The 13,527-nt window shown below is 72.0% G+C and carries 7 protein-coding genes and 1 pseudogene; 3 read left to right on the plus strand and 5 right to left on the minus strand.

Annotated elements, in window-relative coordinates; translation table 11 throughout:
- Positions 1-78: 78 nt before the first annotated feature.
- Positions 79-1,755 (minus strand): energy-dependent translational throttle protein EttA, encoded by a 1,677-nt coding sequence (gene ettA / locus EDC02_RS19365; protein WP_123603183.1) that lies wholly within the window; start codon positions 1,753-1,755, stop codon positions 79-81.
- A gap of 360 nt (positions 1,756-2,115) precedes the next feature.
- On the opposite strand from ettA, the gene EDC02_RS19370 reads away from it, so the two are divergent.
- A complete protein-coding gene (locus EDC02_RS19370; RefSeq protein WP_123603184.1) occupies positions 2,116-3,513 on the plus strand; it encodes a trehalose-6-phosphate synthase in 1,398 nt (465 codons plus the stop codon).
- Positions 3,514-6,123 carry a trehalose-phosphatase gene (gene otsB / locus EDC02_RS19375; protein WP_123603185.1) on the plus strand — a complete coding sequence of 870 codons (2,610 nt, stop codon included), beginning with the start codon at positions 3,514-3,516 and terminating at the stop codon, positions 6,121-6,123. It abuts the gene before it with no gap.
- Positions 6,124-6,168: 45 nt separating this feature from the next.
- On the opposite strand, the gene cobA is transcribed toward otsB, so the two are convergent.
- From cobA to cobC, 3 genes and pseudogenes are all read right to left on the minus strand, one after another.
- Positions 6,169-7,404 (minus strand): uroporphyrinogen-III C-methyltransferase, encoded by a 1,236-nt coding sequence (cobA, locus tag EDC02_RS19380; protein ID WP_123603186.1) that lies wholly within the window; start codon positions 7,402-7,404, stop codon positions 6,169-6,171.
- Positions 7,401-8,450, minus strand: coding sequence for a nicotinate-nucleotide--dimethylbenzimidazole phosphoribosyltransferase (cobT, locus tag EDC02_RS19385; protein WP_123604952.1), 1,050 nt, complete (start codon positions 8,448-8,450; stop codon positions 7,401-7,403). The genes cobA and cobT overlap by 4 nt, the downstream gene beginning before the upstream one ends.
- 71 nt (positions 8,451-8,521) lie before the next feature.
- A pseudogene (gene cobC, locus EDC02_RS19390) lies at positions 8,522-9,613 on the minus strand (Rv2231c family pyridoxal phosphate-dependent protein CobC); the annotation flags it as partial.
- Positions 9,614-9,795: 182 nt separating this feature from the next.
- On the opposite strand from cobC, the gene EDC02_RS19395 reads away from it, so the two are divergent.
- The gene (locus EDC02_RS19395; protein ID WP_123604953.1) at positions 9,796-11,859 is read left to right on the plus strand and encodes a transglycosylase domain-containing protein; all 2,064 of its coding nucleotides are present in this window, start codon (positions 9,796-9,798) and stop codon (positions 11,857-11,859) included.
- Here the strand turns inward: EDC02_RS19395 and EDC02_RS19400 are convergent.
- Complete coding sequence (locus tag EDC02_RS19400) at positions 11,839-13,419, minus strand: cobyrinate a,c-diamide synthase (RefSeq protein WP_123604954.1); 1,581 nt, start codon at positions 13,417-13,419, stop codon at positions 11,839-11,841. The genes EDC02_RS19395 and EDC02_RS19400 overlap by 21 nt on opposite strands.
- Positions 13,420-13,527 lie beyond the last annotated feature (108 nt).

Genomic DNA, 13,527 nt, shown 5'->3' on the forward strand with positions numbered 1-13,527 from the left:
GCGTGGAACGTGTAGCGTTGGCCACCGCCGACGGCCGGGACCGCGCCGGTCGTCGACGAGGCCCCGGCCAGCGCCGCATCAGTCACGGGTCAGCTTGCGGTAGGTCACCCGGTGCGGGCGGGCCGCCTCCGCTCCGAGCCGGTCGATCTTGTTCTTCTCGTACGCCTCGAAGTTGCCCTCGAACCAGAACCACTTCGCCGGGTTGGTGTCGTCGCCCTCCCAGGCCAGGATGTGCGTGGCGACCCGGTCCAGGAACATCCGGTCGTGGGAGATGACCACGGCGCAGCCGGGAAACTCCAGCAGGGCGTTCTCCAGGCTGGACAACGTATCCACGTCCAGGTCGTTGGTGGGCTCGTCGAGCAGGATGACATTGCCACCGATCTTCAGGGTGAGCGCCAGGTTGAGCCGGTTGCGCTCGCCACCGGACAGCACCTTGGTCGGCTTCTGCTGGTCGGGGCCCTTGAAGCCGAACGCGGCCACGTACGCCCGGGACGGCATCTCGACCTTGCCGACCATCAGGTGGTCAAGCCCGTCGGAGACCACCTCCCAGACCGTCTTGCTGCTGTCCAGGCCGGAGCGGTTCTGGTCAACGTACGACAGCTCCACCGTCTCGCCGACCCGGACCTGGCCGCTGTCCGGCTGTTCCAGCCCGACGATCGTCTTGAACAGGGTGGTCTTGCCGACGCCGTTCGGGCCGATGATGCCGACGATGCCGTTGCGCGGCAGCGAGAAGCTCAGGTTGTCGATGAGGACCCGGTCACCGAAGCCCTTCTTCAGGTTCACCGCCTCGATGACGGTGTTGCCCAGCCGCGGCCCCGGCGGGATCTGGATCTCCTCGAAGTCCAGCTTGCGGGTCTTCTCCGCCTCGCTGGCCATCTCCTCGTAGCGGTCCAGCCGGGCCCGGGACTTGGTCTGGCGCGCCTTGGCGTTGGAGCGGACCCATTCCAGTTCCTCGCCGAGGCGCTTCTTCAGCTTGGCGTCGCGGCGGCCCTCGACCGCCAGCCGGGCGGCTTTCTTCTCGAGGTACGTGGAGTAGTTGCCCTCGTACGGGTAGGTCCGGCCGCGGTCCAACTCGAGGATCCAGTTGGCGACGTTGTCCAGAAAGTAGCGGTCGTGGGTGATCGCCATCACGGTGCCGGCGTACTTGGCCAGATGCTGCTCCAGCCAGTGCACGCTCTCCGCGTCCAAGTGGTTGGTGGGCTCGTCGAGCAGCAGCAGGTCCGGCGCCTCCAGCAGCAGTTTGCACAGCGCGACGCGTCGCCGCTCTCCGCCGGAGAGCTGGGTCACCTCGGCGTCCGGTGGCGGGCAGCGCAGCGCGTCCATCGCGAGTTCGAGCTTGGAGTCGATGTCCCAGGCGTCGGCGTGGTCCAGCTCCTCCTGCAGCTGACCCATCTCGGTCATCAGCTCGTCGGAGTAGTCGGTGGCCATCTGCTCGGCGATCTTGTTGAACCGCTCCAGCTTCGCCTTGGTCTCGGCGACCGCCTCCTCGATGTTGCCGAGCACCGTCTTCGCGTCGTTGAGCGGCGGTTCCTGGGCGAGCATGCCGACGGTGTAGCCGGGCATCAGCCGGGCATCGCCGTTGCTCGGCCGGTCCATGCCCGCCATGATCTTCAGCAGGCTGGACTTGCCGGCGCCGTTCGGGCCGACCACACCGATCTTGGCACCCGGCAGGAAGTTGAGCGTCACGTTGTCCAGCACGACCTTGTCGCCGTGCGCCTTGCGCGCCTTTTCCAGGACGTAGATGAACTGGGCCACGGTGCGGCCTACCTCCAGAACTCTCGTGGGACCCGTCGGTACGGGCAGGTCACGACCCCGCGTACCGGCCGCCGGCACCGACCGGAGCGGCTGCGGGTGGTACGCGGTACGCGGTCGTGCGCGGTACGGCGGTCCGATCGGTGCGTACGCCGTTGTCAATCCTGACAGGTCCGGCGCCCCAGCCGCACCTCACCCCACCGGACGGCCGGGATGTTCCCGTCGGTGTTACCTGCCTCATTGCGCCCGCCCGGGTTTCGATGTCCTGATCAGCTGGGCAGCAAGAGGGGGACGGGGGGTCCACCCGTCTGGCCCGCACAGTACGCTCATGGCGGTCCCGTAATCACCGGAGGTGTACGGAACGTGACGGTTCGGAGCTCGTTCGTAGTGGTCGCCAACCGCCTGCCGGTGGACGAGGTGACCACGCCGGAAGGCCGCCAGTGGCGGCGCAGCCCTGGCGGTCTGGTGACCGCCCTGCACCCGGTGCTCGCCGCGCACCAGGGCACCTGGGTCGGCTGGGCCGGTGGTGCCGGTGCGGCACCGGAACCCTTCGACCTCGAAGGCATCCGGTTGCACCCCGTCCCACTGAGCGCCGAAGAGCTGGAACGGTACTACGAAGGTCAGTCCAACGCCACCATCTGGCCGCTGTACCACGACGCCGTCGAGACGCCGGCGTTCAAGCGCCGCTGGCGGGAGGCGTACCGGGTGGTCAACGCCCGGTTCGCCGAGGCCGCCGCGGAGGTCGCCGACGAGGGCGCCACCGTGTGGGTGCAGGACTACCAGCTGCAGCTGGTGCCGGCGATGCTCCGGGAGATCCGCCCGGACCTGCGGATCGGCTTCTTCCTGCACATCCCGTTCCCGCCGATCGAGCTGTTCATGCAGATGCCGCAGCGCGCCGAGATCCTGCGCGGGCTGCTCGGCGCCGACCTGGTCGGTTTCCAGCAACGGCTGGCCGCGCAGAACTTCGTCCGGCTGGCCCGCCACCTGCTCGGGCTGCGGTACGAGGGCCAGATGATCCAGGTCGACGGCCGCAAGGTCAAGGCCGGCGCCTTCCCGATCTCGATCGACGTTCCGGAGATGGAACGGATGGCCCACGACGCGACGGTGGAGGCGCGGGCCAAGCAGATCCGCGCCGAGCTGGGGGATCCGAAGACGGTGATCCTCGGGGTGGACCGGCTCGACTACACCAAGGGGATCGAACTCAGGCTGAAAGCGTTCCGGGAACTTCTTGCTGACGGAAAGCTGACAGTTCCGGACGCGGTTATGGTGCAGGTCGCCACCCCCAGCCGCGAGCGGGTCGAGCACTACCAGGCACTTCGGGTCAAGGTTGAGCGCGAAGTTGGCCGGATTAATGGTGAATTCGGTCGGGTGGGTGTGCCCGCCGTGCACTACCTGCACCAGTCGTACAGTCGCAGTGAGCTCGCCGCGCTCTACCGCGCGGCCGATGTGATGATGGTGACACCACTGCGAGACGGAATGAACCTGGTGGCCAAAGAGTACGTCGCGGCCCGCGCCGACACCGGCGGTGCCCTCGTGCTCAGTGAGTTCGCCGGCGCCGCAACGGAGCTGCGTCAAGCGTTCCTGTGCAACCCGCACGACCCGGACGGCGTCAAGGACGCTCTGTTGCGGGCGGTGCACGTCGACAGTTCCGAGGCCCGGCGGCGGATGCGGATCATGCAGCGCCATCTGCGGACCCATGACGTCGGCCACTGGGCCCGCTCCTTCCTCACAGAACTCGGTGTGCCCGAGACGGAGGAATGAATGAGAACGTCCGTCCTTGACGGGGACGTACGCGCGGCCGCGGATCAGATCGATCCCGAGCTGCGCGCGGCGATCGGGCGGATCGCCCGGATGCCGATACTGCTGGTGGCCTGCGACTACGACGGCACCCTCGCACCGATCGTCGAGGACCCGACCAGAGCCATCCCGCTACCGGAGTCGGTCGCGGCGGTACGGGCGCTGGCCGCGCTTCCGCAGACCACCGTCGCGGTGGTCTCCAGCCGGGCGCTGCGCGACCTCGCCGCGCTCTCCCGGCTGCCCAGCGAGGTCCATCTGGTCGGCAGCCACGGGTCCGAGTTCGACATCGGCTTCGTCGAACGGCTGGCCCCCGAGCAACTGCAGGTGCACTCCCAGCTCAAGCGGGAGCTACGGCAGCTGATCAAGGACCAGCCCGGGGTACGGCTGGAGGTCAAACCGGCCAGCGTCGCCGTGCACACCCGGGGCGCCGACCCGGCAGTCGCCGAAGCGGTCGTCACGGCGGTCCGCACCGGCCCGGCCGCCTGGCCCGACGTCACCGTCACCCAGGGCAAGGAAGTCGTCGAACTGTCGGTGGTCGCCACCGACAAGGGCACCGCTCTGGACCAGATCCGCACCCAGACGTCGGCCAGCGCCGTGCTGTTCATCGGCGACTCGATCACCGACGAGAGCGCCTTCGCCAACCTGCACGGCCCGGACGTCGGCATCAAGATCGGCGACGGTGACACCCGGGCGCCGTTCCGGGTGGCCGAGCCGATCGACGCCGCACGGGTGCTCGGCGTCCTGCTGGAGACCCGGCGTAGTTGGCTCTACGGCGAGCACGCGGTGCCGATCGAGCGCCATTCGATGCTGGCCAACGGCCGGACCATCGCGCTGCTCACCCCGGACGCCAAGGTGACCTGGTTGTGCCATCCCAAGCCGGACTCGTCGGCGATCTTCGCCGATCTGCTCGGCGGCGCACCGGCCGGGCACTTCACCGTCGCACCGGCCCGCGGCGGGTTCCCGCTGGGGCAGCGCTACCGGCCCGGCACGATGACCGTGGAGACCCGCTGGTCGGGGCTGACCGTCACCGACTGGCTGGACCACCCGCCGGCCAAGCAGTCCGCTCGCGACACGGTGCTGCCGGGTACCGACTCCACCCTGGTCCGGGTGCTCACCGGCACCGGGCAGGCACAGCTGGAGTTCGCACCGCGCCCCGAGTTCGGTCAGGTGGCCGTGCAGTTGCAGCCGCTCGGCGACGGGCTGCTGGTGCTCGGCTCCAACGAGCCGGTCGCGCTCTACTCCCCCGGCGTGGAGTGGAAGGTCGTCGACGACGGCGGTCGGGAAACCGCCCGCGCCCTGGTCAACCTGGCCGCGCTCGACGGCATGCTCACCATGGAGCTGCGGTTCGGCTCGCACAGCCTGGAACACCACACCGTCACCGTGCAGGACCGCCAGTCCACCGCAGAGCAGCCGTGGCGGGAGTGGGTCCGGCAGCTGCGGCTGCCGAACACCGGCCGGGAGCTGGTCGCCCGCAGCGCGCTGACCCTGCGGGGGCTGTGCCACGAGGCGACCGGCTCGATCCTCGCCGCCGCGACCACCTCACTGCCGGAAGAGCTCGGCGGGGTACGCAACTGGGACTACCGGTACTGCTGGCTGCGGGACGCGGCGATGAGCGCCCGGGCGTTGGTCGACCTCGGTTCACTCACCGAGGCCGAGGCGTTCCTACGCTGGGTGGACGGCTGCGTCGAGCGCACCGGCGGCCACCCGGAGCGGTTGCACCCGCTCTACACGGTGGAGGGTCTGGAGCTGGGCGCGGAGGCGGTCATCGACACCCTCCCCGGCTACGCCGGCTCCCGCCCGGTACGCGTCGGCAACCTGGCCAACCACCAGCTGCAGCTCGACGTGTTCGGGCCGATCGCCGACCTGCTCGCGGTGGTCGCCGACGCCCGTGGTTCGGTGCACGACGACGAGTGGCGGGTGCTGGAGGCGATGGTGCAGGCGGTCGAACGCCGCTGGCACGAGCCGGACCACGGCCTGTGGGAGGCCCGGCTCGCCCCCCGGCACCATGTCTTCTCCAAGGTGATGTGCTGGATGACGGTGGACCGGGCGCTGCGGATGGCTGGCCGGCACGGTGGCGGCGAACGGCCGGACTGGGTCGAGCTGCGCGACCGGATCGGCCGCAACGTGCTGGAACACGGCTGGCATGCCAAGGCCGGCGCGTACACCGTCGCCTACGGCGACGAGGAGATGGACGCCTCCTCGTTGTGGATCGGGCTGTCCGGGCTGCTGCCCGACGACGACCCGCGGTTCCTCGCCACGGTGCTCAAGGTGGAGGCGGACCTGCGCAGCGGCCCGGTGGTCTACCGCTACCGGTGGGACGACGGGTTGCCGGGCCGGGAGGGCGGGTTCCACATCTGCACCGCCTGGCTGATCGAGGCGTACCTGCGTACCGGGCGGCGTGGTGACGCCGAGGAGCTGTTCGAGCAGATGATCGACACCGCCGGCCCGACCGGCCTGCTGCCCGAGCAGTACGACCCGATGGCCGAGCGTGGGCTGGGCAACCATCCCCAGGCGTACAGCCATCTGGGGCTGATCCGGTGCGCCCTGCTGCTGGACGACATACTCAAGCTCTGAACCGGGGCTGGTCCGGCACGCCGCTCCCCCGGCGCGCCGGACCGCTCAGTCGGTCCGGTCCAGTGTGCCGACCACGTCGCCGACCACCACCACGGCCGGCGGCCGCAGCCCGGCGGCGGCGGCCTCGCCGGCCACCGCGCCCAGGGTCGACGTCAGCGCCCGCTGGGCACCGGTGGTCGCCTCCTGCACCACCGCCGCCGGGGTGTCCGCGCCACGGCCGTTGGCGAGCAGCGTCTCGGCGATCGCCGGCAGGTTCTTCAGCCCCATCAGCACCACCAGGGTGCCGCGCAGCCGGGCGAGCGCCGGCCAGTCCACGAGCGACAGTTGATGCCCCGGCGGCAGGTGGCCGGAGACCACGGTGAACTCGTGGGCCACCCCCCGGTGGGTGACCGGGATACCGGCGGCGGCCGGTGCCGCGACCGAACTGCTCACGCCGGGCACCACCGACACCGGTACGCCCGCCTCGACGCAGGCCAGCAACTCCTCGCCGCCCCGACCGAAGACGTACGGGTCACCGCCCTTGAGGCGGACCACGACGGACCCGGCCCGGGCCCGGTCCACCAGGATGCGGTTGATCTCCTCCTGGGCGGCAGCCGGCCCGTACGGGATCTTCGCGGCGTCGACCAGCTCGACCCGGGCGGGCAGTTCGTCAAGCAGCAGCCCGGGCACCAGCCGGTCGGCGACCACCACGTCGGCTTCGGCGAGCATGCGGCGGCCCTTAACGGTGATCAGTTCCGGGTCGCCGGGGCCGGCACCGACCAGGACCACCCGGCCGGTCGGGCCGGGGCCGGCGGTGGCCGGCGCCGTCCCGACGGTGCCGGCGACCGGGATGGTGCCGTCGGCCAGCCGCTGGTCGATCGCGTCCCGGACCCGGACCGCCCGCTGCGGGTCCCCGCCGCCGAGCACCGCCACGGTCACCGGGCCGTGCCGGGTCACCGCCGGGGTCCAGGCGGTCGCCTCGGTCCGGTCGTCGGCCCGTACGCAGAACACCCGCCGGGGCTCGGCGGCGGCGCTGACCTCGGCCGCCGCCGCCGGGTCGTCGACGGCGACCTGGACCAGCCAGGCCCCGTCGAGGTCGCCGGGCTGGAACCGCCGCTGCCGCCAGCCCAGCCGCCCGGCGGTGACCAGCCCGTGCAACGCCGGGGTCAGCTCGGGTGACACGACGAGCACGTCGGCTCCGGCATCCAGCAACGCCGGCACCCGCCGGGTGGCGACCGCGCCGCCGCCGACCACCAGCACCCGCCGGCCGTCCAGCCGCAGCCCCAGTGGGTAAAGGTTCACTTCTCGGAAACTCCCGCCGCGTCGAAGGTGGCCACCTCGTGCAGGACCCGGACCGCACTGACCACCATCGGCCAGGCGAGCAGGGCGCCGGTGCCCTCTCCCAGGCGCAGCTCCAGGTCGACCAGCGGGTGCAGGCCGAGCTGGCGCAGCCCAACGGTAGCCCCCGGCTCCACCGAACGGTGCCCGGCGACCATCGCGGCGGTGGCGTGTGGGGCCAGGGCCGCCGCGGCCAGGGCGGCGGCCACCGCGCTGACCCCGTCCAGGATCACCGGGATCCGCCGGGCGGCGGCGCCGAGCAGGAAGCCGCAGAGCGCGGCGTGTTCCAGCCCGCCGAGCGCGGCCAGCACACCGACCGGGTCGGCCGGGTCCGGCCGGTGCCGGCGCAGCGCCGCGTCCACCACCGACGTTTTCCGCTGGTACGTCTGCTCGTCGACCCCGGTGCCCCGACCGGTGACGTCGGCCGCCGCCGCACCGGTGAAGCCGGCGATCAGGGCCGCCGCCGCGGTGGTGTTGGCGATCCCCATGTCACCGGTGAGCAGGCTGGCGGCACCAGCGTCGTGCAGGTCGCCGGCGACCCGGATACCCACCTCGATGGCGGTACGGGCCTCGCCGACGGTCATCGCCGGGCCGCTGGACAGGTCGGCGGTGCCGGGGCGTACCCGGGCCGACACGAGCCCGTCGGCGGGCTCCAGCGGCGCGGCCACGCCCACGTCGACCACGGTGACGCTGGCCCCCATCTGCCGGGCGAAGGCGTTCACCACCGCGCCGCCGGCCAGGAAGTTCGCCACCATCTGCGCGGTGACCTCCTGCGGCCAGGGGGTGACCCGCTGCCGGTGCACCCCGTGGTCGGCGGCGAAGACGGCCACCGCGCCGGGCTCGGGCAGCGGTGGCGGGCAGGCAGCGGCGAGGCCGGCGAGCCGAACCGAGAGCTCCTCCAGCGCGCCGAGTGAGCCGGCCGGTTTGGTCAGCCGGGCATGCAGTGCCCGGGCCTGGGTCATCGCGTCGTCGTCCGGGGGTCGGATCAGCGCCAGGGTCGCCTCGATCAGCGAGCCGGTCGGGCCGTCGTGCACAGGTCCTCCACGGCCGTCGGGCACAGGTCCGTCAGGGCCGTCGGGCATCAGTCCTCCAGGGTGGTCGACAACACGGAGACGAAGGCGTCGGTGGTGGCAGTGTCCCGTACCGCGATCCGCAGCCAGTCGACACCCAGCCCGGGGAAGGTGTCACCGCGGCGTACCGCGTAACCCTGCGCACGCAACCGGTGCCGCACCCGCTGCGCACCCGCGACGTGGATCAGGACGAACGCGCTGGCCGGGGTGCCGGCCACGGTGACCCCGGGCAGTTCGGTGAGCCGTCGGACCAGGTGGGCGCGCTCGGCGGCGAGCGCGGCGGCGAACCGGCGTTCGGCGCCAACCGCACGGCGGCTGGCGCACACCTCGGCGGCGACCAGCGCCGGAGTGGCGACCGGCCACAGCGGCGCCGCGGTGGCGAGCCGGCGCAGCAGCGGCTCCGGGCCGAGCAGGTAGCCGATCCGCAACCCGGCCAGTCGCCAGGTCTTGGTCAGGCTGCGCACCACGACGAGTCCGGGCAGGTCGCGCCGGTCGGCCAGCGACTGCGGTTCGCCCGGTACGCCGGCGGCGCAGGTGGTGTCGGCGAACGCCTCGTCGACGACGACGACCCGGCCGGGTCGGGTGAGCGAGGCGACCGTCTCGGCGGGGTGCAGCACCGACGTCGGGTTGGTCGGGTTGCCGATGAGCACCAGGTCCGCGTCGGCCGGGACGAGGCCGGGGTCGAGGGTGAACCCGGTGTCGGCGGACAGCAGCACCCGGTCGACCCGGTGCCCGGCGTTGCGCAGGGCGGCCTCCGGCTCGGTGAACTGCGGGTGCACCACCACCGGACGGCGGGCGTCGCGCAGCGCCTGGGCGATCAGTACGAAGCCCTGGGCGGCGCCGGCGGTGAGCAGCACCTCGCTGGCGGGCCGCCGGTGCCGGGCGGCGACGGCCGTGACAGCGGCCCGCTGGTCGGGATAGCGGGCGAGATCGCGCAGGCTGGCCCGGACCGGTTCGGTCAGCCAGCGCGGCGGTTCGCCGACGCGGACGTTGACCGCCAGGTCGATCAGGCCGGGGGTGGCCTCGACGTCGCCGTGGTGCCCGAGATCGTACTCCTGCATGGGGGCGATCATGCCGGGCGGGCGAGATGAAATCGACGAAGGGTGACGCTTGTGACACGATTCGTCTTGTGGTTTTAATCCTTTTGGTCACTTTTTGTGGCTGTCCGGCTTAGCGTTGGGCCGTGAGAAAACGCACCCGCCACCCCGCTCGCCGTGGCCGCCTCGTCCAACTGCTCCGGGCCGGTCTGATCGCCGGTGTCGTGGTCGCCGCCGCCGCGTACCCGATGGCCGCCGTCGCCGGCCTCGGCATCATCGCCAGCACCAAGGCGATCGACCAGATCCCCAGCGAGCTACGCGACGCCCAGCCGGCCCAGACGTCGTACGTCTACGCCGCCGACGGCAAGACCCTGGTGACGATGTTCTACGAGGAACACCGCAAGTACGTGCCACTGACCGAGATGTCGCCGTTCATCCAGCAGGCCATCGTCGCCTCCGAGGACAACCGGTTCTACCAGCACTCCGGCGTCGACCCGAAGGGCGTCGCCCGGGCGTTCGTCGCCAACCAGCAGGCCGGCGGGGTGTCCCAGGGCGGCTCCACACTGACCATGCAGTACGTCCGGCTCGCCCTGCAGCAGACCGCGCAGAACCCGCTGGAGTTGCAGGCGGCCACGGCACAGACCCCCGGCCGCAAGATCCGGGAGATCCGGATCGCCATGGAGCTCGAAAAGCAGATGTCCAAACCGGAGATCCTGGAGCGGTACCTCAACGCCGCCTACTTCGGCCACCGGGCGTACGGCATCTACGCCGCCGCAGAGATCTTCTTCTCCAAGCATCCGAAGGCGCTGACCGCCAGCGAGGCCGCGCTGATCGCCGGACTGGTCAAGGCGCCGTCGGAGTACGACCCGGCGACGTCGGACCAGGCCGCGGCCACCGAGCGGCGCAACTACGTCATCGACCGAATGGCCGACCTGGGCTACCTCTCCCCGGTCGCGGCCGGGCAGGCCAAGGCCGAACCGATCCGGCTCAACCTGAGCACCCCGCCGAACGAGTGCGTGTCGGTGCCGCAGGAGCACAACGACTGGGGCTTCTTCTGCGACTACCTCAAGTCCTGGTGGATGAGCCAGAAGGCGTTCGGCGACAGCCCGTCGGAGCGGCTGGCCAACCTGCGCACCGGCGGGTACCGGATCGTCACCAGCCTCGACCCGGGCACCCAGAAGGTCGCTCAGGAACAGGTCACCTCCCGGGAGTCGATCGGCAGCCCGTTCGCGCACGGCCTGGTGGCGGTCGAACCCGGCACCGGACACGTCAAGGCGATGGCGGTCAACCGGGTCTACTCACTCGACCAGACCGACAACGGCCAGCACTCCAACCCCAACCTGCGGGAGAAGGTCAAAGGCAACTACCCGAACACGGTGACCCCGCTGCTCGGCGGCGGCGACCTGCCCGGATACCAGGCCGGCTCGACCTTCAAGATGTTCACCATGCTGGCCGCGCTGGACGCCGGGATGCCGTTGCGCTCCGGGTTCAACGCACCGCACCGGATCAACTCCATCTACGACGGCGGGGAGGGCACCAGCAGCTGCGGCGGACGCTGGTGCCCCAGCAACGCCGACGGATCGATGGCCGGCTTCCACTACATGTGGTCCGGCTTCGGCAAGTCGGTCAACACCTACTTCGTCTGGCTGTTGCAGCAGGTCGGCGCGGAGAAGGCGGTGCAGATGGCCGAGCGGCTCGGGCTGCGTTGGCGCACCGACGTCGACCGGCGCAACGCCTCACCGGAGCACGCCAGCAAATGGGGTGCGTTCACCCTCGGCGTCTCCGACGTGACCCCGCTGGAGATGGCGAACGCGTACGCCACCATCGCCGCCGACGGCAGCCACTGCGAGGACTCGCCGGTGCTGGCGGTGGAGAACCCGGACGGCGGCCCGGTCACCTACCGGGCGTTGACCGGGGTGGACGTCGAGGTGGCCACCCCGCGCTGCCGGGCGGCCTTCTCGCCGGACGTGGCCCGGGCCGCCACCGACGCCGCCCGCTGCCCGGTCGGTGACCGCCCGGCCACCGGCGGCTGCGGCGGCTGGGCCACCGCCGAAGGTGTCGCCAAGGCGGTCGGGCGACCGGTTGCCGGCAAGACCGGTACCACCGACAGCACCCGGTCCGCCTGGTTCACCGGCTACACCCCGGAACTCGCCGTGGCCAGCTTCATCGCCGACCCGGACAACCCGTTCAACGCGGTCGGCGACTGGCAGTCGCAGAAGCCGGTGGACTCGGCCGCCGGCACGTTGAAGAACGCTCTCAAGGACAAGCCGGTACGCCAGTTCACCCCGCCGTCAGCCGAGATCGTCGGCTGAGGCGACCAGCACCGGCTCGGTGTCCTCGTCGTCGCCGACCGACGCCGGCCGCGGCCCGGGCGGGTGCGGCGCGGACGCATGCGGCGCTGCCGGGTGCGGTGCAGGCGGATGCGGTGGCACCGGCGGATGCGGTGCGGGCTCCCCGGGCGGCGGGCCGGCCGGGGAGCCCGCACCGGGGCGGCCATCGGCGGCGGCGACCACCAGCCGCCGGGCGATCTCCGGTGCCCCCGCCCAGTGCAGCGTCAACTGGGAGGCGTGCACCCGACGCCAGACGAAGCCCTCCGGTACCCCGTTTCCCCAGGTCCACGCGGGGGTGTGGCCGGCACGCGGGGAAACCACCATCTGGTGCTGCTTGTAGCCGATCAGTCGACCGCCGAGCGGCGCGACGGGGGTGGCCGCCCGCGACGTCGCCTCCCGGTAGCCGACGATCATCCGGTCGGTGGTCGACGCCGCCGCGTCGAACACCTCACCCATCGGCCGCCCGTCACACTCCCGGACCAGCCAGAGCAGCCCGGTCCCCTCGGCCAGCACCGGCCGACCGGACCGGGCCAGGTCGGCCACCGCGAGGGTCAACGCCCGGTTCGCCGACAACTCCGGCAGGTAGGTCTCCGGCAGCCCGCCGGGCAGCACCAGCGCCGCCGTCGCCTCCGGCAACGACTCGTCCCGCAGCGGATCGACCGGCACCACCGCGGCACCGGCGGCGGTGAGTAGCTCGACCGTCTCCGCGTAGCCGTAGATCAGCTCCGCGGTGCCGGCGACCGCGATCACCGGACGCCGGGCCGGCGGCGGCGCCGACGGCACCCCGGCCGCCTCGGCCTCGGCGGCCAACGCGTCGCCGGCGGTCCACTCCGGCACCGGCAGCGGCGGCGCCGACCGGGCCATCGCCAACACCAGGTCCAGGTCGACGGCGGCGTCCACCGCCTCGCCGAGCCGGCGGATCAGCCGTACCGTGTCGATGCTGTGGTGGGCGACCGGCACCACCCCGGCCGGACGCGGAATCCCCGCCGGCAGTTCGCCCCGGTGCAGCGCGCCGAGCACCGGCACGCCGATCTCGTCCAACGCGGTACGGAGCACCTGTTCGTGCCGCGCCGAGCTGACCCGGTTGAGGATCACCCCGCCGAGCCAGAGCAGTTCGTCGTACGCTCGGAAGCCGTGTACCAGCGCGCCCACCGACTGGCCCATCGTCGCCGCGTCCACCACCAGCAGCACCGGCGCGCGCACGGCGGTGGCGACGGTGGCCGTGGACGGGCTGTCCGGTCGGCTGCCGAGACCGTCGAACAGCCCCATCGCCCCGGCGACCACGGCGATGTCGGCTCCGGCCGCGCCGTGCGCCAACAGCGGACCGATCCGCCCGGAGCCGACCAGCATCGGGTCCAGGTTGCGGCCCGGACGCCCGGCGGCGGCACCCAGGTACGCGGCGTCGGTGTGGTCCGGCCCGACCTTCAGCCCGGCGGTGCTCAGCCCTCGGTGCCGCAGCGCGGCCAGCAGGCCGATCGCCACCGACGACTTGCCGTGGCCGGACGCGGGGGCGCTCACCACCAGGCGGGGCAGGGACGGCATCTGCGACTCCTCTGTACGTACGGGTGGCGGGCGGTCCCGGGCCCGACGGACGCCCGGTGGGGTCGGCCGGACCGCCACCGGCGGCATCGGTGGAACAGCCGCAAGACG

It is taken from the genome of Micromonospora sp. Llam0 (genome assembly GCF_003751085.1).
In the GTDB taxonomy this organism is placed as follows: Bacteria; Actinomycetota; Actinomycetes; order Mycobacteriales; family Micromonosporaceae; genus Micromonospora_E.

What these genes read in the sequence shown, in the direction of transcription:
- otsB (WP_123603185.1), top strand. Translation starts at nt 3,514, where the DNA reads ATGAGAACGTCCGTCCTTGACGGGGACGTACGCGCGGCCGCGGATCAG.
- EDC02_RS19395 (WP_123604953.1), top strand. Translation starts at nt 9,796, where the DNA reads ATGGCCGCCGTCGCCGGCCTCGGCATCATCGCCAGCACCAAGGCGATC.
- EDC02_RS19400 (WP_123604954.1), bottom strand. Translation starts at nt 13,419, where the DNA reads ATGCCGTCCCTGCCCCGCCTGGTGGTGAGCGCCCCCGCGTCCGGCCAC.